Origin of the sequence: Lewinella sp. LCG006 (assembly GCF_040784935.1) — a bacterium.
In the GTDB taxonomy this organism is placed as follows: Bacteria; Bacteroidota; Bacteroidia; order Chitinophagales; family Saprospiraceae; genus Lewinella.
Genome location: NZ_CP160680.1, coordinates 4,107,567 through 4,127,953 on the forward strand (window position 1 = coordinate 4,107,567; position 20,387 = coordinate 4,127,953).

14 protein-coding genes and 1 pseudogene are annotated in these 20,387 nt (G+C 45.0%); 4 read left to right on the forward strand and 11 right to left on the reverse strand.

All coding sequences use genetic code 11. The annotated features are described in order from the left end of the window. Nucleotides 1–84 precede the first annotated feature (84 nt). The 3 genes and pseudogenes from AB0L18_RS14815 to AB0L18_RS14825 all read right to left on the reverse strand — a co-directional run bounded on the left by AB0L18_RS14815 (nt 85) and on the right by AB0L18_RS14825 (nt 4,642). On the reverse strand, nt 85–660 hold the full coding sequence (locus AB0L18_RS14815; RefSeq protein WP_367388084.1) for a Crp/Fnr family transcriptional regulator: 576 nt from the start codon (nt 658–660) through the stop codon (nt 85–87). A 20-nt stretch (nt 661–680) separates the two neighbouring features. Next, nucleotides 681–1,259, reverse strand: a pseudogene (locus AB0L18_RS14820) (molybdopterin cofactor-binding domain-containing protein); the annotation flags it as partial. A 350-nt stretch (nt 1,260–1,609) separates the two neighbouring features. Then, the gene (locus tag AB0L18_RS14825) at nt 1,610–4,642 is read right to left on the reverse strand and encodes a WD40/YVTN/BNR-like repeat-containing protein (RefSeq protein WP_367388085.1); all 3,033 of its coding nucleotides are present in this window, start codon (nt 4,640–4,642) and stop codon (nt 1,610–1,612) included. A gap of 93 nt (nt 4,643–4,735) precedes the next feature. Between AB0L18_RS14825 and AB0L18_RS14830 the strand changes: the two genes are divergently transcribed. Further along, the gene (locus AB0L18_RS14830) at nt 4,736–5,563 is read left to right on the forward strand and encodes a hypothetical protein (protein WP_367388086.1); all 828 of its coding nucleotides are present in this window, start codon (nt 4,736–4,738) and stop codon (nt 5,561–5,563) included. Nucleotides 5,564–5,711: 148 nt separating this feature from the next. Here AB0L18_RS14830 and AB0L18_RS14835 read toward each other — a convergent pair whose 3' ends face one another. Next, nucleotides 5,712–7,019 (reverse strand): HlyD family secretion protein, encoded by a 1,308-nt coding sequence (locus AB0L18_RS14835; protein ID WP_367388087.1) that lies wholly within the window; start codon nt 7,017–7,019, stop codon nt 5,712–5,714. Nucleotides 7,020–7,790: 771 nt separating this feature from the next. Here AB0L18_RS14835 and AB0L18_RS14840 point away from each other — a divergent pair. Continuing rightward, nucleotides 7,791–10,583: a DEAD/DEAH box helicase gene (locus tag AB0L18_RS14840; RefSeq protein ID WP_367388088.1), complete on the forward strand. Its 2,793-nt coding sequence runs from the start codon at nt 7,791–7,793 to the stop codon at nt 10,581–10,583. A gap of 10 nt (nt 10,584–10,593) precedes the next feature. Beyond that, nucleotides 10,594–12,435: a hypothetical protein gene (locus AB0L18_RS14845; RefSeq protein WP_367388089.1), complete on the forward strand. Its 1,842-nt coding sequence runs from the start codon at nt 10,594–10,596 to the stop codon at nt 12,433–12,435. A gap of 164 nt (nt 12,436–12,599) precedes the next feature. On the opposite strand, the gene AB0L18_RS14850 is transcribed toward AB0L18_RS14845, so the two are convergent. From AB0L18_RS14850 to AB0L18_RS14860, 3 genes are read right to left on the reverse strand one after another with little or no spacing between them, the layout of a single operon-like run. After that, nucleotides 12,600–14,543 carry a hypothetical protein gene (locus AB0L18_RS14850; RefSeq protein WP_367388090.1) on the reverse strand — a complete coding sequence of 648 codons (1,944 nt, stop codon included), beginning with the start codon at nt 14,541–14,543 and terminating at the stop codon, nt 12,600–12,602. A gap of 1 nt (nt 14,544) precedes the next feature. Beyond that, nucleotides 14,545–15,093 carry a hypothetical protein gene (locus AB0L18_RS14855; RefSeq protein ID WP_367388091.1) on the reverse strand — a complete coding sequence of 183 codons (549 nt, stop codon included), beginning with the start codon at nt 15,091–15,093 and terminating at the stop codon, nt 14,545–14,547. 6 nt (nt 15,094–15,099) lie between these two features. Then, nucleotides 15,100–15,489, reverse strand: a complete 390-nt coding sequence (locus tag AB0L18_RS14860; RefSeq protein ID WP_367388092.1) for a hypothetical protein — start codon at nt 15,487–15,489, stop codon at nt 15,100–15,102. A 56-nt stretch (nt 15,490–15,545) separates the two neighbouring features. Between AB0L18_RS14860 and AB0L18_RS14865 the strand changes: the two genes are divergently transcribed. Further along, nucleotides 15,546–16,601: an IS630 family transposase gene (locus AB0L18_RS14865; protein WP_367388028.1), complete on the forward strand. Its 1,056-nt coding sequence runs from the start codon at nt 15,546–15,548 to the stop codon at nt 16,599–16,601. Here the strand turns inward: AB0L18_RS14865 and AB0L18_RS14870 are convergent. The 4 genes from AB0L18_RS14870 to AB0L18_RS14885 all read right to left on the reverse strand — a co-directional run bounded on the left by AB0L18_RS14870 (nt 16,513) and on the right by AB0L18_RS14885 (nt 20,387). After that, nucleotides 16,513–17,451, reverse strand: a complete 939-nt coding sequence (locus AB0L18_RS14870; RefSeq protein ID WP_367388093.1) for a dsDNA nuclease domain-containing protein — start codon at nt 17,449–17,451, stop codon at nt 16,513–16,515. The genes AB0L18_RS14865 and AB0L18_RS14870 overlap by 89 nt on opposite strands. A gap of 767 nt (nt 17,452–18,218) precedes the next feature. Next, complete coding sequence (locus tag AB0L18_RS14875; RefSeq protein WP_367388094.1) at nt 18,219–18,803, reverse strand: hypothetical protein; 585 nt, start codon at nt 18,801–18,803, stop codon at nt 18,219–18,221. Then, nucleotides 18,800–19,699: a TraB/GumN family protein gene (locus AB0L18_RS14880; protein ID WP_367388095.1), complete on the reverse strand. Its 900-nt coding sequence runs from the start codon at nt 19,697–19,699 to the stop codon at nt 18,800–18,802. The genes AB0L18_RS14875 and AB0L18_RS14880 overlap by 4 nt, the downstream gene beginning before the upstream one ends. Before the next feature lie 118 nt (nt 19,700–19,817). Next, complete coding sequence (locus AB0L18_RS14885; RefSeq protein ID WP_367388096.1) at nt 19,818–20,387, reverse strand: NUDIX domain-containing protein; 570 nt, start codon at nt 20,385–20,387, stop codon at nt 19,818–19,820.

Here is a 20,387-nt window from a genome sequence, read left to right on the forward strand (position 1 = left end):
ACTATCCTCTTGCCCGTTGGTTTTCAACGTCCTTATACCATCTACCAGAAATCCCTCTACGGCTTTCGGACATTGCCAAAACTATCACTTCACCGCGAGACGCTTCCTGATTCTGGAAAGCGTCTCCGGTTTGATACCCAGATAACTGGCAATTTGATGCTGCGGTACCCGCTGCAGTAGTGTGGGTTGATTGGCTTGCAACCACAGGTATTTATCTTCTGGTGTTTTCCTGTTAAAAGCTTCGGTTTCCTCGTTTTTTTGGCCCATCATCTTTTCAAATTCCACCCTACAGACGGCTTCAAACCGAGGAAACCTTTGGTACAACGCAGCTTCTTTTTCAGTATTGATGACGGCCACCGTCGTATTTTCTGAGCAAACAAAAAAATACCTCGATGGGCTTTGGTTCGCTAAGCTGTTGAAGTCTGCTACGGAGTCACCTTCGGTGTAAAGCCCCGAAGTGATTTCTTCTCCGTCTTCAAGATGATATTTTCTCACACAGCCTTCAATGACAAAAAATGCATCCCTGGCGATTTGTCCAGCTTTCAGCAAGAAATGACCTTTCCCAAATATCCTGATTGGAAAACTATGTTCAATGGCTGCTCTTTCTTCCTCAGAAAGCCCAGTTATTTGAGACAGTTGTTCAATTAATACGTTCTTCATCAATTATTTGCCTTTAAAACCTACCCCAGCACCTGCTTGTCGCCAAGGAAAGGCTGATCGTATTGCCTTTCGCCCGTCGCCTTGAACAGGGCATTGGCTACGGCGCCAAAGATAGGCGGATAGGGCGGTTCGCCCATCCCCGTCGGAGCGATTTCGTTTTGCACAAAATGCACCTCAATTGCCTTTGGTGCTTCACCCATTCTGATCATCCGGTATTTGTCGAAATTTTTCTTTTCGGGTACGCCATCGACGAAGGTCAGCTCGCCATAAAATGCGGTGCCAATACCGTCGGTGATGGCTCCTTCGGCCATGTTTTTCGCCGCGTCCGGGTTTACCACGATCCCGCAATCAATGGCACAACATACTTTTTGCACCACCGGCTTGCCTTTTTCTATCGTCAGATCCAGCACGTGGGCAGCGTAGGTATTATGGCAAAAATACGCCGATACGCCTCTATGGACATTTGCTTGGTTTTGCCCCCAGGCAGCTTTCTCTCGAACCAGCTCCAGCACTCCGGCGTAGCGCTCGGCATCATAGTCGTTCTCTTCTCCCACAGGCTTGTCTTTGGCTTGTTGCAGCAAATCCAGCCGGAATTGAATCACCCGTCATTACATCGTGATAAGCGTCACCTTCTAAGAAACGAATAGACATATCAATTTGAGGGCTACCCTCCCAAAGAATTTGCTCATTGCTCCTAAGGTACCTACCCCAGATGGGGTGTGTTTCTTCGTCTAATAGGTGGTCATATCTACTGATCATTCGTTACAAAGTCAAAGCGTTTCGCTACCTAAAACAATTACGGTTCAACACGGAGCCAGAAAATCACCAATCTGTTTGCTAGCAAGCTGATCTTGCAGACAGGAACACAAAAAACGCACAAAAAAACCGTGCTATTCCGTGTCCCCGCGCCCTGTCTGCTGCCGGGCAGGCTCCGCGGCCAAAAAACATATCATCTAGCCCCCTCCACACTCTCCTCCAGCGCATTCAGTTGCTTGGTCAGCTCGGCCAGCCGAGCGTAGGCATCATCGCCGGGGCGTTGATCGGCTCCTCTGAGCATGTAGCCCAGGTATTCGATTTGGTCGAGCAGCTTGGGTTGGGGATAGATCATGTCTTTCTCCGTCTGCAACTGGGGCAAGGCCCTGCTCAGTGCTTCAGCATAAGCTTTCTGACTACTGTCAGCCGAGGCCGTTTTTAGTGCTTTCTCCCACGCTTGTTCCAGCTTACGGGCACGTGTGATCAGGGCAGTAATGGTGGTGGTTAGTTCGTACTGGGCTTTCATGTCGGCTACGGAAATACCCGCTCCGATGACCCTCGGATCGGGGAGGAGGTAGAATTTTTGACTGGCTTCCCAATTCCCTACTTTCATGGTTAGGGTATATTCTCCGGGATTGACCAGTGCGCCATTGCGGTAAGCCCGGTTCTTATTGGCCGACCACGGGCCACGGGCTTGCATATCCCAGCGGTAGCGTTGCAAACCGGGTTTGTCACTCAAGCCTTTGGTGACCAGGTACTCCATTTGGTTGAGGGCCATGTTTTCTACCAGTTCCTTACTTGCTCTAATGCTATCGCTGGCCAAGGTGGTTATCCAGGCACCATCCGGACCAAAAACCTGTAGTTCAACGGGGGCTTTGTTGCCTTTGGGGATAAAATAATCGACCCATACGCCAGGATCAGTATACTCCAAGCCTTCACTACTACCTCGCCCCATAGGAGAACGGTGGCGGATGGTGGTAGGAATGGCAAACAAATGAGGCTCGTCGGCCAAATCCATTAAGCTTTGATCGTGGAGGGGACTTAAGTTGTCCAATATCCAGAAGCCGCGCCCCATCGTCGATAGGACCAGATCTCCCTGGTGGATTTTTATGTCGGTGATCGGTGTTACGGGAAGGTTTTGCTGGAAGGTTTGCCAACTCCGTCCATCGTCCATGGATAAGAACATGCCGTACTCCGTACCTGCGTACAGTACACCCGCCCGTACGGGATCTTCTCTGACGACCCGTGTGGGAAAGTTTTGAGGTATACCACTGTTCGGACCACTCAAAAGGGTCCATGATTTGCCGTAGTCATTGGTACGGTAAAGGTAGGGGCGCCAGTCGCCGAGTTGGTAGCGCAGTACGGCAATGTAAGCTTTGGCGGCATCGTGTGGCGAAGGCTCCACGGCGTCTACCCGTCCGCCCTTGGGCAAGGATGCTGGTGTCACGTTTTGCCAACTGTTGCCATCGTCGCGCGTCACGTGTACGGGCCCGTCATTGGCACCCACCCAAATGACACCCGCCGTGACGGGAGATTCTCGGATAGCATAGATGGTACTGTAAAACTCCTCCCCAGTAATATCTCTGGTAATGGGGCTACCCGAAATCACCTGCTTGTCGGGCTCAAAAGCCGTCAAATCAGGAGAGATGGTCTCCCAGGTCTGGCCATCATTTTTGGTGCGGTGTACGTATTGTGAAGTGTGGTAGACCACATCTGGGTTGTGTGGCGATACGTGAATGGGCGATACGCGCTGGAAGCGGTATTCCAGGTCTTTGGGGTTGTGGCCGTACATATCCGAAGCACCCACATAGTAGGAGCGTTCTACGCCCGTACGTTTGTCAAATACACCAAAGCGGCCCTTGCAATTGCTGTAGACAATGTTGTGGTTGCCGGGCTTGGGTACTGCCGGGCCGGTTTCACAACCGCCGGTATTGATGATCCAACCGATACCATCCGCTTGCCGCGAATCGGGGGGCAGACTGGGTACGGCAATGGTGGTATAGTTGTCTTGCTGCCCGCCGTAGAGCCAGTAGGGAAATTGATCATCCACTTCTACCTGGTAAATTTCAGCAGTAGGCTGGTTGAACTGTGTCGACCAGGTTTTGCCACCATTGTGCGTAACATTGGCACCGCCATCATTGGCCTGGATAAACAACTGGGGCTTGTCTGGATTGATCCACATATCGTGGTTGTCGCCGTGGGGAGGGTTCATCCGTTGCCAGTCTTTACCACTGTTATCCGATCGATAATAGCCGGTAGCCAAAGCGTAGACGACCTCACAGTCTTGAGGGCTGACCCGAATATTGGTATAGTAAAAAGGGCGTGAGCGGATGCCTCCAAAGTCGGAAACTTGCGTGAAGGAAACCCCTTGGTCGACAGATTTATAGAGTCCTCCTTCTTTGTCTGGCGCCTCGACCAAGGCATAAACCACCCGTGAATCTGCCGGGCAGACGGCTACGTCAATTTTGCCAATCAGGTTACCGGGCAAGCCTTTGGTGATTTTGTCCCAGGTATCGCCACCATCGACCGACTTATAGATACCGCCTTCTTCGGCGTTGCCACCACTGATGATGGTCCAGGGTTTACGGACCGTTTTCCAGGCGGTCGCAAAGAGGATGTTTGGATTGCCAGGCAGCATTTCTACATCCGAAAATCCGATCTCATCAGAAAGATAGAGCACCTTTTTCCAGCTACGTCCGCCATCACGACTACGGAAGATGCCGCGTTCGCTGTTGGCCTGAAAAGGCTGACCTATGGCTGCGACGAAAACGGTATTGTGATCCTCGGGGTGGAGGATAAGGGCACCTATTTGACCTGCCTCTGCAAGCCCGGCTGATGACCAGGAATGGCCCGCATCAATAGATTTGTAAACTCCTTTGCCCAGGATGACATTGCTGCGCAAACCATCTGATCCTGTACCTGTATAGACAATATTGGGGTCTTTGTGCGCAACCGCAATGGCCCCGATTGAAGGCGTTGGGAGGTAACCATCACTGACGTTGTTCCAAGTGGTACCATAGTCGGTGGTTTTCCAAATTCCCCCTCCGGTAGCTCCCAGGTAAAAAGTGCCCGGCTCCATGGCGGTACCCGCTACAGCGGTAACCCTGCCGCCCCGAGTAGGGCCCACTGCTCGGTATTGCAGCGCATCAAAGGAAGGTTGGGCATAAACAAAAGCGATCTCGAAAAAGGAAATGGCTAAGGTGAGTAAAAAGCTTGCTAATAAACGCATGTGAATTTGGTGCTGGTGAACAGATGGAATCGGAAGATAAGAAGAAATCAAAATTTACCATTACCTTCATTTTTTTATTACCAATTGCTTTTTATGTCTTTTCCTCCCGAGCCTTCGGAAAGTAACATCAGTGGTGTGTATAATTATTGTTTTCGCTGGTGCGAACGCTGCCCTTTTACCGACCGTTGTAGCAACTACCAATTGCTTGACGAGTTGGATGAGCAACATCACCGCAAAAAAGTAAAACGGGTATTTGAGCGGGTGCCAACCCTTTTTACGGAAGCCTTGAGTTCCTTAAAAAAATCTTGTGAGCGAGCGAATTACGATTGGGCCGCGATCAAGTGTGATGTTGAGAAAAATGAGGTGGGTGTCTCCGAAATTTCGCTCAGAGAGCTGGACCAGCTTTCGCGTCAGTTTACCGTTGCGCTATTACGTTGGGTGGGTGAGTACCGCGATCAGATTAAACCTGCTGGCTGGGAAGATGCTTTGGAAGTCTTGCAATGGTATGGTGCGTTGCTTTCCTCAAAAACGCATCGGGCCATCAATTCCCTGGAAGAGCCCTGGCCCGACCTGCCCGCTGACAACAGCACGGAAGGGATTACCAGCGATGGTAACGGCAGTGCTAAAATTGCCCTGCTCGCCATGGCTCGCTGCTTGGGCGCCCTGTCGGTAATGCTGGAAGAACCCGGTGCTTTTGAAGAAGAACTCCTCACTTTTACCCTCGATATTTTGCGTATGCAGCAGGCCCTGCGCTATTTTTATCCTTACGCCAACGCCTTCGAAAGAGTCGCCTTTGATGAAGAAGAATACCAGGACGAGATAGAAGCCTATTATGAAGGCTACCTCCCCCTCGACCCTTTCCGTGATGGCCCCTGGACGGTAATAGGTAGCCGGGCGCCTCAGGAGGAGGCGCGGAGGTAGGTTTTTTAAGTGGGAAGTGGGAAAGCGGAGGTCGGAAGTATCAGGTACACGTAGTCATTGGGGCTATAAAGCACTAGAACTTTACGCCCGAAGAGCTACGCGTATCTCATTAATTCCGACTTCCGCTTTCCGACTTCCCACTTCCTCTTTACTCATTCCTCCGCACCGCCCACAAGTGGTCAAGCAGTCGCCTTAACAAGCTTTTTTCTTCGCTGAGTAAGACGGCGCGAGCTTTCATTTGTTGGCGCGCAGGGAGGTCCACGCCGTAGGAGGAACGCAAGCCTGTGGGTAGCGATAAGACCAGCCGATAGCCCCCGTTTTCGGTACTGGTAGAAAGGGCAATTTGTTGGACCAGGGCAGGAACTTGACCAAACTCTCGGCTGGGATAGGCTTCCAGTTCCAGGTAGGCTTTGGCGCCGGGTAGGATTTTGCCGCTGGCCGTTTGGGGAAGGATCCCCTCGGCCAGGTAGATGTCGGCTGTTGGGTTGGGCACAATGCCCATCATTACCTGGTGGGCCCCCACGAAGAGGCCGGGATAGCTATTTTCGTAGAAGCTGATACTACCGCTTTGATTAGCTCGCAGTAAGTATTGTTCCTGCCATTCGTAGAGTTCCTGTTGTAGATGGCGTCTTTCGGCCTGCCAACTTAGCCAGCGTTCCATGAGCTGATCACTGACGGATTCGCCCAATGCCAGGCGAGCTTCCCGCAGTTCGGCTTCCTGGCTTCGGCTTATGGCGAGGCGGTTTTCGTGTTCTTTGATTTGTTTTTCAGCTCGTAAAAAGTTGGTGGCAGCCTGGTCTACTTCCAGTTGACTGGCTGCTTCTTTGACCAAGAGCTTCTCGAATTGCTCCAGTTGGTTTTTCGCGATCTCGGTTTCCAGCTTCTGGGTTTCCAGTTGTTCCTGTAGGCTGGCTTGTATTTTGCTGATCTCCTGTAATTGAGCGGTGAGCTGCTGCGCCCGGAGGCTGTTCTTTTGCCGGGTCAACCAGTAGCTGATCTCGGCGCTGAGGTTTTGTAATTGGGTATAGCTGCGCCCCATAGTACCTAGTTTCAGGGAGGCAGGAAGCCTTAGTGTTGGCACATCTAGCGGACTGGAAAAGGCGTTGATCTTCGTGAGGAGATTTTCTAATTGCTGGACATCTTCCAGTTCAGCGGGATTATCTAAAACCATTAATAACTGATTGGCAACGACCTGGTCTCCTTCCTCAACAAATATCTCAGCTATCACACCCTCAGAACGGGTCACCACGGGTACTGTCGGGGCACCAGCAGTAATCGTTACTTCCGTGACTACTTTGTCTGGATAATCGACCCAACTAATGAAAAGCAGTAGCACGGCAAAGAAGGCAACAATGGTGGCACTCCCCCAATAGAGCATCCAGCCCGAAGGGCGGCCGAATATTGCCAAGGTTTCTTCCGCAGTTTCAAGTGGTGGAGAAGAGCGGTGAGTAGGCATAGTAGAATCAATTTAAGTGATTTTAGCTCACGTTAAGATAAGTCAATAGTCGGACTTTTGCTTTCTGTTAATGAGTTGATGAAAATTGTCCAAGCCTGGAAATACTGTCAGTTATCAACATTTCAAAAACTCAATCCAAATAATTAAAATAAAATATTTTTAAAAATAAAATAAAATATTTTTTGTGTAATTTATGGGATTTTGTTAACTTTACAGTCCTCTTGGTGACCTGACAACCACTAAGAACATCGAAGGTTTCTACCCCCAATTTGTCATGGGGCATTCAGCGGTTGTTTTTTGCGTATTGCTTGGCTGTTGCCGCTTCGGCAGCAGATATAGACGCACGCCCTGTATGGTCGTATGGCCTGGGGCGGCTTCGGCGATCTGGCAGGAGGGTGGGCCCTCCACTTGGGGCCTTTGTATCACTCCGAATCCCAGTCTATCCGAATGTTCCTCGCTACTTGTCAATCTTTTAGCAAATCAATCACCTGCTTCTATCCCCTTGGGGCAGTCCGACTCTGCTCATCAAAGGATAGGTGTTATGGAACCTTGGTAACAGCACGAAAATAATAAGCGATTTGGCTACGCGGCTACTTCGTGGTTTGTTTTTCACAATAGTTGAAAAAATGCTTCTTTTAAAGCCTGCCGGCAGCAGGCAGGTTTGTTCCGTTACCTAGAGAACAAGACGGCAGACTTTTTTATACCTCTTAATGAATATTACCAACCAGCTCTTTACTATTTTTACACCCAATATAAATTAGTCGTTAAAGCATGGATCCCAAGTGGTTGAGCGCCCTCAGGCAGGAACAAGCGGTGAAGAGAAAAAAGAAATCGACGAAAGCTGCAGCCGATTTTCATTTTCGCCTTTGCAAAGAAGAAGAAGGTATTGCGCTGCGGGTCGTGGATCTTAGTGGAGTAGAAGTAGAAATTGACTACAACGAGAGCATTGGTTACGAACGACAATTGCTCAGTACGCTTCATCAACTAAAGCAACAGCAGGATTTTGTGATCGACTGGACCCAACCCAGCAACAGTATTTTTCTGCATGAGCACCCCTATTTATTAGCGCTCTTGCGGCACTGTCCGCGCTTGGAAAACGAAAAAGGAGAGCCCATCACTTTTGCAGAAAGCAAAGCACGGATGGTTTTTCAGTTGGACCTCAAGGGCGAAGACCAGTTGGAGGCCAAACACTATCTGATCGTAAACGAAAAGCGGCAAGCTGACTTTGAGTTGCTCACTGAAGACATGGTGCTTTGGGAGCAGCAAATCTTCGAAGTACCACCACTGGGGGCTGGATTCGCTTACCTCTCCGTTTTTAACACCACCATCAGTAAAGCCGATGAAGTCTTCTTCCTATCGCTTTATTTCAGTCAAATTGATAAGATCAAACTGGTTTACGACCAATATGAACTTCAGCATACTGAGCAATTGATTGAAGCAGAACCCTGCCTGGTGTTTGAAAAAATTGATGTAGATCAAAGTCTTTACTTGCGCGTAGGCCAAACGCTGCCTCATATTGATCTGGATCGAATGCAGGATTATCCCTTGGTTCGCTACGCACAGGTCAATGAACTGGAAAAAAGAATCACCCTGCGTGTCATCCGGCAAAACCAGTACGAAGACTTGCTCTACGGTATGGAGCGGATGCTACAAAAAGGGCGTGGCAAGCAACAGGGCTTTTTCCGGGAGGATAACCTCTTTGTGCTGGAGCAGGATTGCGCCAGTGCTTTTATTACCGAGAACCTGCCGACTTTATTGCAAAGCTACCGCGTACTGGGAGCGGAGCAGTTGAAAGCCTACAAAATTACGGTTCAATCTCCCAAGGTAAGTATGCGCCTCAGCCATGGCATCGACTTTCTTGAAGGAGAAGTTGACGTCAATTTTGGTAAAGAAAGTATTGGCCTTTTCGATTTGCTGCGGCAATTCCAAAAACAGCGTTACGTCGTTTTAGGCGATGGTACCACAGCGATTGTTGATGAACAATATGTGCGCCGTCTGGAGCGCCTTTTTAAACAAAAAGGAAAAGAAAAGGACAAGCTGCAACTGTCGGTATTTGACCTGCCGCTCATCGAGGATTTAATTGCCGAACAGACCGATCAGTCGCCATTCAAACGCTCGCGGGCCGTCTTTGAAGGTTTTGCCGATTTAGCAAAAAAGAAAACGGTACTCCCCAAGCTTAATGCGACCCTGCGTCCTTACCAGCAATACGGATTCAAATGGCTGGATTATCTACGGGAGCAAAAGCTGGGAGGCTGCCTCGCCGATGACATGGGATTGGGGAAAACCCTGCAGGCCATCAGTGTACTGGCCAAGGTGTACAGCTCGCCGGAAGAGAAACGCCCCTCGTTGGTGGTAGCTCCGCGAAGTTTGTTGCAAAACTGGCGCAAGGAATGCGAGCGTTTTGCTCCCCAACTCACGACCCATATCCATTATGGCACAGACCGTGATTGGGCGGCGACGGAGGGCGCACAAATTGTCATTACCACCTACGCCACTATGCGTAATGACATCAAAGACCTCAAAGATATCGACTTCTGTTACGCAATACTGGATGAGTCGCAGAACATCAAAAACATCGAAACGCAGACCACCAGAGCCGTTTTGCTGTTGCGAGCCGATCATCGCCTGGCGCTCAGCGGTACGCCCATAGAAAACAACTTGGGTGAATTGTATTCCCTCTTCCGCTTCCTTAACCCCGGGATGTTTGGAACCTTGAAGCAGTTTATGCAAGATTATGGCTATCCCATCCAGCGGGAAAACGACGAAGTAGCTACCCGCCATTTACGTAAGAAAATATTCCCCTTTATCCTCCGTCGACACAAAGAAGATGTACTCGATGATCTGCCCGATAAGGTAGAGCAGACCTTGTACGTGGACATGAGCACCGAACAGGCGCAGCTGTACGAACTGCGCCGCCGCTACTACCAGGAGCTCATCGAGCAGCAGGTGGCTAGCCAGGGGATTCAGAAGAGCCAGTTTATCATCTTCCAGGCCCTCAACGAATTGCGCCAGATTGCGACCATCCCCGAAAGCAAGACAGACGGTAAGGTGCAGTCGGCTAAAAAGGAACTGCTCCTGGAGCAATTGTGGGAGGTGATGGCCAATGGCCGCAAAGCTCTCATTTTTGTCAACTTTTTGGCGGGCCTGGAGTTGTTGGGCAACGCGCTCGATGAGCAAGGGATCGATTACGTGAGCATGAGCGGCGCTACCCGCAATCGGCAGGAGCTGGTGGATCGCTTTCAGGAAGACCCCACCTGCCGGGTGTTTTTGATGACCTTGAAGACGGGTGGAACAGGCCTCAACCTCACCGCTGCCAGCACCGTCTTTATTTATGATCCCTGGTGGAATGTCGCTGCCGAAAAGCAAGCCATCGACCGTACTCACCGCATCGGGCAAGTCAATAAAGTACACGCACTACGGTTGATCACGGTAGGCACCATTGAAGAAAAAATTCGCTTGCTTCAGGAAAAGAAGCAGGAATTATTCGACAATGTTATTGGTGCCGATGGGGCTGCGGCCAAGAACATTACGGCGGAGGATATTGATTTCATTCTGGGGAAATAGTGATTAGACCATGCAAGAAGATGCTAAAATAAGCTGGAAAATGGCCGATGTGGCTGAAGGCTTTGAAGAATTGAATAAAAACGATTTGACACAAAGCTTTTGGCGAATGGTCACGCCATTTGCTCAGGACGAACGGAAGCTTATCCTGAGAGAATTGCCTTCCGCTTCGGCGATCTATCGCGAATGGGCGAGCTACGGTAATCGTGCGCCACAAAAGTCGTTGATGATTAAAGTGTGTAGCTTGCCTTTTATGTCGCGCAAGTTGTACCAACGTTTTATAGCCACACTCGACCCAGAAATAAAAACCCTGCTGGAATACATAGCCCTCAAAGGGCCGCTTCATCACATGATGATTGAAAAGGAGTTGGGGATAAAGACCTACGAGAAAGTAATCATGGATGGAGAAATCCACAGGTTTCGGCGGGAGAGTTTAAGCCTGGTGCCCAAATTCAGGATACTGCCTGTCCAGGTGCCTTTTAGCTATTATTATGGTACGGAAAACAGGATTGTTTTCTATTTGCCGAAAAGGCTACAGAAGGTCATCGCCATCCTCAGTGCGCCGGCGGATGTGAGATTGATTTCCTTACCGGAATTACCTGCTGATGCAAAGAAGTTGAAGGTCATTCATGGAGAAGAACTGATCTTACGCGAACTGCCGGGTTTGATTATTTTTCTCAACAACAAAAGGCCCAAGCTGAGTAAGAAGGGGCGACCCAATGCAGCTTCGATCCGTTCTTTAGGCAAAAAACTGGCAATTACAGAATTCTATCCCGATACGAAGCAGAAAGAACTCCTGTTCATGCGGACAGATATGCTGGCCAGCTTGTTATTGCAGCTCGATGATTTACCCAATAACGCCAGTCCGCCGGATTTGATCAAGCATTTGTTTCGTAAAACCTACCCCTTACATTTTCGCTCGGCGTTGCATTTGTTGGGGTATATCAATGGTATTTCCAATTTGCGGACACCGGCCTTTAGAAGCGTAGAATACAGTTCTACCGAATATTTTAAACCCCTACACCATAAGGAGTGGATCAAGCACGAGGATTGGGAGTATTACCACCAAAGTAGTGCATTACATATTGATTTTATTGACGCCTACGAACTCAATCGTCTGGAGCTGGAAATTCCAGGAGAGTTCAGTAGCAGCTCTTTTTCTACGACGCTGAGTATTTCTCCCCACTTTGGACAGAAATTTGTTCAGTGGCCGACCTTGCGCGGGCACCTGTTTCTCTTCGCCGCTTGGGGACTGCTGGATTTGGTGTACGAAGAACCCAATTGCAAGGCCATTGGTATTACCAGTGACAGCCCTTATGATGGCGTAAAATACCTCCGTATGACCGCTCTGGGGGCATATGTCCTGGGGTATACGGATGCTTACGAATCGAATGTGGCACAACCCTTTGAGTTGGGCCTTTCGGATGATGTGCTTTCTATCCTGCTGACGGCAGGGGACATGGAACTGGCCAGTCGTGCGATCGCGTCTTTCGCGCGCCCTGCTGGCAGTAAGCGCTTTCAAACCAACGCCGACATGTTCTTGCAGGATTGCAATACGGCCAAAGACTTGAAGCAAAAAATCGACCTGTTTAGTACCCTCTTCCCCGGCGATTTACCCGCTAACTGGCAAGCCTTCTTCCGCGAGCTTTCGCAAAAAGCTAATCCGCTGACGGAGGAAGAATTCCAGGTCTTTTCCATCAACCCCAACGACCAGAAGCTGCTGCAACTCCTGGCCCAGGACGAACAAATCCGAGAAATTTGCAGTAAGGCGGAAGGTTACCGTATCCTGGTGCGGATCAAAGATTTCAAGCGGTTGCAGAAGTTGTTGCGGGCTTATGGGTATTTGGTGGAGTAGGGGGGGGCTTGCTAAGCGGGGTTACCAATCCTTTACCAAGTATTGCGGACAAATTTTTTATGGTTCACAAACCGCTTAGTTTAGATCCGTATACTTAGGTGGTTTGAGAGGGATAATGAGTAGCAAATCGCTGCTCATTACCCTACTCGATTGTGTGCTGTGTCCTATGCACCCCTATAATATCTGATTAGTGGTGGACTATCTTCCGAACTTGGTGTCATAAATCGATGAGATATATCAAATTTATGATCCTCTGGTAAAAATAATTCTTTATCAATAATTACAATCTGAGTGTCAGCTAACTCGTTAGCAATCAATGAATAAAGTAGATTGTAAAAATTATTGAATAGATCTTCATTGACGTCTTCACCAATGTTTTTCATAGGCGTATCAATAATTAAAAACCTGGGTAGAGGTAAATTATTCTTTGAAGCTAGAGTATGTACTGCTAAGGCATAACAAACATTAAAAAGGGTCTTCTTTCCTCCACTACCTGCATTAAAAAAATTCCAACTAAGGTAATCCTCACCGTTGGGAAAAATACTAACGTCCCATGTCTTTCTGTTGATGTGAACTTCATCATTAAGACCAATTCCAGGCAAATCAACTTCATTTAGAAAATGAAGAAAAATTTCTTCTAATTCTTTGATGTACGAATCAGCTGTATTCAAATTTTCCTTTTCTCTCTGTATCTTCTCTTTTAATTCTTCTATATCTAATGACAGTTCCCTGATTTTACCTTGGAGTTTATTAATCTCGAGCGGTATAAGCTTAAGCTTTTCCTGAGAATTAATCTTTTCTTTGACTGTTGCAGCCTCTTTTTCTAGGAACCTAAAATTCGATAAATATTTTGATTCATAAACAAACAACATTTGTTGTAGTTCCTCTTCAAGGCTTGCTTTTATTTTTTTATCTTCTTGAAATTGATTAATCTCAATATTAAGTGCTCTTTCATGATTACTTATTGAGTTTTCGAGATCACGAATTCTATCATCTAGATCAATCCTGATTGCATCAGGGTTTAAACCTGATACAAGTGTTTGGCTTTGTGTGTCACTTAAACATAACGAACACTTATCTTGATCAACAACTCTAGAAGTTACATCTGTTCCGCATTGAGGACAAGAATCAAACCCAACTCCAGATAATACTTTCTCTACAGATTCAGTTTTTGCAAGTTTATATTTAGATGTAATAATTTCAGACCTGAGTCCAGTCTGCTCTTGTATCCTATACCTTAGATCATAAATAATTTCTTCTTTTCCCTGTAGCTTATGCGTCAATTGAATTAATTTACTCCTTAACGAATCTGCAGCATGAGTCTCACTTTTATAATCCCCCTCTAATTTTCTTTTTCTTTGTTCTAAGGCTTTAAATTGACTTTGGAATTCTTGTGCTTCTTTTTCAATAGTGTTGGTAGAATCGTAACCAAATCTATGTAGGATATTATTTAGTTCTTCAACAGTCCTATTTTTACCATTTTTCTCAGTGGTTTTTGAATCTAAGTCAATTTCCAGTTGATTAAGCTTCTGAGAATAGAAACCTACTATAAATCTCATTACATCCCTACTCTTATTTCTTTTGTATGTGTCTTCTAACCTAAAAAATGAAGAATCTAGCTTATCTTGATCAAGGTAGCAATACCACATTATATCTCTGAAACTCAAGCTTATCAATGGCGATTCCTCCTCTGTTTTATTTCGTCGAACTTTAAGAGGAGTAATATCCAAAAAAGCATAAAACAAATCACTTAGAACATAAATATTATCATTAAAAATTGGTGTTTCCCTTTTTATTAAGGGAGCAAGTATTGTATTAACATTTCCGTCTTCATCTTTCCATGAAGTTTGTATCTCGTTCGCATTTTTTAATCTCTCTAATAATACTTCATATTTGCCAACTTGACACAAAAGTGATGCTGATATCATTTCTTGCTGTAAAGCTGGTGTTTTTTCTAGCTTACCACCTAGACAAAAATTAATAAGACGAACTATTGAAGATTTACCTGCACTAATCTTTCCATGGAAGATATTTACTTGATGATCAAGGTCTATCAATTCCCTTGATGACCGACATTGAAGTGTTAATACTTTAAATCTAATATCCATATTAATTAGTTATTTCAGTTCCCATGCTCAGTGAACCAATTTCAGGAAAGGTGTCATAAATAAATCTCATAAGTTTTGTTGCTCCTAAATCAAAATTAGTTTTTATTAGTTTAGCGCGTTCTTGAACGTCAGTATATGCTAATTCATTAGAGAGTGATTCTCCTATTATTTTACCCTTTTCAGTAATTCCAATTTTGATTGTTTTACCTTCTTGTCGATAATATACTAGCCCCTTAGCTATTAGAATGTTTATAAATTTCCTGTATCTAAAATCCCATGGTCCATATTTATATCTAACCATTTTTGATTCAACACTAAGCTTTTCATATTCCTTTATCTTAAGATTTTTTATACTCGCTTTTCTTGCCAATAATGCTCTTTCTAAATATTTTGGATACCTGAGCAAGAAGTCAAGTTTGGCTAATTTTGTCAATCCTTCTACCTCTTTACTTTTTGCTCGCTTTGAAAATTCATAAATAAGAATAAGTAGCCGCCCTAAATGGACGTCTTCATTATCTTCCAACTCAGTTAGTATTTGAAATAAATCCATGAGAATCTATTTAAGGTCAAACTTATCACTCCACCATACTTTGCACTCTTCCGTCAAAATGCCAGACATACCATACAAATGCTCAGGTAAACATCCTAAAAAAACGTCTGGATTATTACTATGCCTTTGTTTTAATTCAATTCTTAGACTATTTAACATTTGTGTACCAAAAGAGGGGCGCCTCATTAATAAAGGTTTCTTTGGTATATTATTATCATAGGCTATTTGACATTCATTCATTACAATACTTTTAACCTGATTGTATCTCTCACCCGCACGTGAACTTCCAAAACGATGAATCCATCTAGTCAACGTACTTTCCATTGCAAATTTATTATCCTTTAGTAATTGGATATTATCGTACGATATTCCTCCCGCATCAAGCTTTACTTCCATCTTTCTAGTGCTATACCCGTCACTAAGTAGTTTGGGAAAAATTCGTATTTTTTGGCGTGAAAATCAAGCTAAGTCAATCCGAGTACGATCAATTACGTCAAATTCAGAAGCATCCGAATTTGCCCCCGCGTCAATTCCGCAAGGTTACGGTCTTGATTATGTTGCATCAGGGACATAAGATCAAGGTCATTGAGGCTGCGCTGGGTTTGGATGATAATACCATCAGACGTTACGCGAAAGCCTTTTATGAAAAGGGATTGACGGCTTACCTCTTGGATGGGTTTACGCCCTATTCAGGAAAACTGAACGAGGAAGAGATTTTACTCTTGACAGCTCACTTGGAAGAGAACTTGTACGAAGAAGCCGCTTCCATTTGTGAGTATGTTCAAGTAACCTTTGGCGTTATTTATTCGGTATCTGGTATGACTCAGCTCCTGCATCGCATTGGCTTTGTATACAAGCAGACCAAGGCAGTAGCCAGCAAAGCTAACGAACAAGATCAGCTGGATTTTCTAGATGACGTACTGCCCGAACTTTTGGAACAAGCCGTACAAGGAGAAGCAGTAGTATACTACGCTGATGGCTGTCATCCCACCCATAATACCAAAACGGGGAGAGCTTGGATACGCAAGGGCCGAGACTTTGAGGTGGACTGTAATAGCGGTCGTAAACGGGTAAATATCAACGGTGCGATCAATGCACTTAAGCCTGAGCACCTGGTTTATGACATCACTGATTCTATCAATGCACAGTCTACCCAACGGCTGTGCCGGCAATTATTGAAGAAACATCCAAAGAAGAAAATATATCTGATCTGCGATAATGCCCGCTATAATCGCAATAAAATGCTCCAGGACTGGGCCGCTGATCAGCGCATAGAATTTGTATTTCTACCCCCTTATTCTCCTAATTTGAATCTAATAGAGCGGCTTTGGAAGTTTATGCGTAAAAAAGTCATCAGCTCTATTTACTACGATACGTATTCAAAATTCAAAGACGGAATAATTGATTTTCTCAATGACACTAAGTCACACAAGTCAGAGTTACGCAGGCTACTAACGTTGAATTTTCGTTCAGTAGGTGGGACTTCTGTATACGCCCAAACCACTTAGGGACGGGTATAGTAAGTCCATTATGACTAGACAATTCATCTTTTAAATGTAATTGAATTTCTTCTGTTTTATGTCGGTTTATAAAACCTTCTATGATTTTCTTTGTGACTCGTTTTCCTTCTACTACCTCAGCTATTTTTTGTTCTTTGGGTGAATTTGAAAGAATAAAATAGTCGCCCAAAGGGCTTGTAAACGCCAAAGAAGAAGCATTTATATGATGGCTAATCATATCATCTGCTACTCTAGAAATCTCTGCTAGAGTATAGGAAGTCCCCATTAAGCATTCACCTACTTTACTAATAAGTTTATGCCGAATGCCTTCAAAATTTCCTATATCTGGCTTTAATCGAATTTTCTTTAAAACACTTATTACTGTTTTAGCATCTGTTTTTAATTCTGTTATAAAGTCATTTACATATTTATTAAAATTCTTGTTGGAGGAAAGTTCGGTCTTGTCGCAAAAGTCAACTACATATCGTAGTCCTTTAAATGATTTCTTACTTGAGAAGCCTACATTAGTTGCAATTACGAAGTTTCTAAAAGCATTGGGAAATTTGAGTTCTAGTTCTAAAAACCTCTTTATGGTATTTACCATCTGAGAATCATCTGTTTCAAATGGTCCTAAATCAAGATTACGGGTTTTTACTTGGATACCAATAAAAACTCCAGTTTCCATCTTCACTAAAACGTCTTCGTGATGCTCACAAAATACTTCTTCAATACCGCTTTCTTCCAATAAGATTCCAGCAGATACAATCGCAGCGTAAGTACACTGATAGCGATACCTCATTAATGTGTCATCACCAGGATCAGATTCAGCTAAGTTTTGTAGTGGGTCTTGTTTTTTCATTTGAAATTACTAGATTTAAAACCTAAAGCAATATAGTAATTATTTACAAATAGCACACAACTCAAAGCCCTCTCTCCACCCACTCCCCCCACCAAACTCCTCTTCGGTCATCTTCAGCGTAGACAGGTCAGTCGCCGACGGCCAAAGCCTTTGGCGACGAGCCGTTGAACGTTTACCACCCTTGATGGAGCTGTTCGAGAATGTCTATACTGGAAAAGCGCATTTCGTCCATTTGGGTTACCCATAAAAGTTAGTATTTTTCCGGTATTTCTGGACTTCTTTGTGAGGAGCTTTTTTATTGATAGGGTAATTACAGTAGATGAATCTTCTAGATGACTATCATCAAAGGAAATCGCATTAATGAACCGCATAGTTTACCATCTTGGTGATGCCAACGAAATGGTCTTTAACCGCTTCGCCAGCATTTTCACAGGCTTCAGAAGCCATTTTGAATGGCATTCGTAAAGTAGCGGGAATTTATATTTTGACAAAATCTCTAAAGTTGTCTCTTGAAATGATGATGCCCTCAGCCTTATACTGGTCGGTAAATGTTTTCGATATGTTAGTTTTCTTTTTAGAGTTCATTTGAACTAATTCACAAAAAAGTATAATATTTTATGAATTAAATCACATAAAACTATAATTATTTATGAAAAACATCTTTACAGCAAGGCGGAAGGTTACCGCATCCTGGTGCGGATCAAAGATTTCAAGCGGCTACAGAAGTTGTTGCGGGCTTATGGGTATTTGGTGGAGTAGGGGGGCTTTCATTGAGTTCCCTCCTTCAAGTACTTCTTATTTTCTTCGAGTGCTAAGAAATCCGAATAAGATCCCAAAAGCGTCTGCTCCCCATCAATTACATCCGCTAGGAGATAGGCGAATTTCAGCATGACTTCTTCCTCTTTGTCGTTAACGTGTTCGTAGGCAAAATCCGCAAATCTTTTTAGTTTATCTGAAAGCAGGTTTGTTTGTTGTTCAATATCCAACAGTTGCGAGATGAGCTTAAAATCAAGTAATTCGGCTTTGTTGGAAACGAAAAACCTTAAGCTTACATTTTTGATGGACGCGACTTGAAAGCCTCCCGCATTTGCCACCAATTCACCGAGCGTCTGCTCCCCTTTATCTATTTTTTCTTCAAGTATTTCAAAAAGCTTGATATGCTTTTTTAGCACGGTATCTACCTCGTTGTTGCTTAACCTGATTTCGTTTTCGATGGCTACTAGCGTCTGTTCGATATACCTCTCATTGTCTTTCCTTTCTTTGTAATTACCTACCGAAACGGCAATTAATACCCCAATGACCACGATGGCAATTTCCCGTAGAAAGGAAACAATTTGGCTTCTCTTTTTCATTTTACTGTTATTGGTGTAATGGTATATCCAAGCTCCTTTAATTGGTTTATCAATCCACATTCATACATTAAATGACTTAATCCAACGGCAATAAAGCAGTTATTTGCTGCTATTTTATCTCTAATATCGCCCATCCATTTATTGTTTCTGTCGGTTAGGAGAAGAGAATTCCTGCAAGGCTCATGGTATTTAAGGTCTATGTCCATATTGGAATACCAATTCGTTTCTTCACAGTAACTTGAATCTTTGGTACTAATTTTATCGATAATATTAGCAAGTCTCCTTTTATGATTTTTTCGAGGCATTCCCTCAACATCTTTATTAATTAGGTCTATCTGTTCTTCCGTCGTTTCAAGCCCGTAGAGCGCTATATTTTGTTCAATTGCTCTGGAACTTATATAGTCATCTAAAGAAAGCGAAGTGTCACTAGCGCTTTTGTTCAAACATACCTGCTGTTTGAAATATCTGTTTAGAAAAACATACATCTCCGTTGGTGTTATCTTGTTATAATCAGTAGGGCTGGTAGCAAAGAGGTTTTTTATGAAAGTCAAGTCCTCATTGCTTAAATATTTAGCCCAATTGGTTTTGCTTGTCCTTCGGTTAATAATATCCTCCGCCATCTCTCCTGGAATGTTAAGATTTTCTTTTATCAATAAATCACAGGACGCTAAAGCTTGGTTAGCCCTTGTCAAGGAGTCGAAAAATGATTTTCCAAAAGCATGATGGGTTCCGAAAAGGTAGGATGTCTTATTGGAATGTGGGTTAGTTATTTTGAAAAGAACAGTTTTGGATCTTAGCGTATCATTACCATCTTGCCCCATCAGGGAAGTTAATGTCAACAATAAAAATAGTAGTGTAGTGATTACTCTCATTGTTATTTTCTGATTATTACCCATCCCTCGCACAGGTAGGTTTTTCCACCGTGATGGGGGTTTTTCCATGATGTTTAGTGTAAAAAGGGCATTTTGCTCTTTTAGTTTCTGGGGAGTACTTCAAGCAGCCAATAATCTCCTCCTAAACCACCTCATTCAACTTAGCATACTGCAACAACATAATCGTCTTCGCATCCTTGATTTCGCCGGATTTTACCATCGCCATGGCTTGGTCGAGGGTATATTCCAACACTTCGATATCTTCGGTTTCTTCAGCCAAGCCGCCGCCGTCGCTCACTTTTTGGTGGGTTTCGTAGGCGCCGATAAAGAGGTACAAAATTTCCGTGACTGCCCCGGGCGACATATATGCTTCCAGCACTTTCTCTACCTCCTGGATGCGGTAGCCGGTTTCTTCTTCCGTTTCCCGGCGCACACATTCGGCGGGGTCGGCTTCATCGAGGAGGCCGGCACAGGCTTCAATCATCATCCCGTCGGGGTTGCCATTGAGGAAGGTGGGTAGGCGAAACTGGCGGGTGAGCAGCACCGTCCTCTGCTGTTTGTTGTACAGGAGAATAGCAGCGCCATTGCCGCGGTCGTAGGCTTCCCTCACTTGCTCTACCCATTCGCCGTTGCGTTGTTGGAACTCGTAGGTATGTTTACGGAGGATGTACCAGTTGTCGGAGAGCAGTTCGGAGCGGTGATTACGGATCAT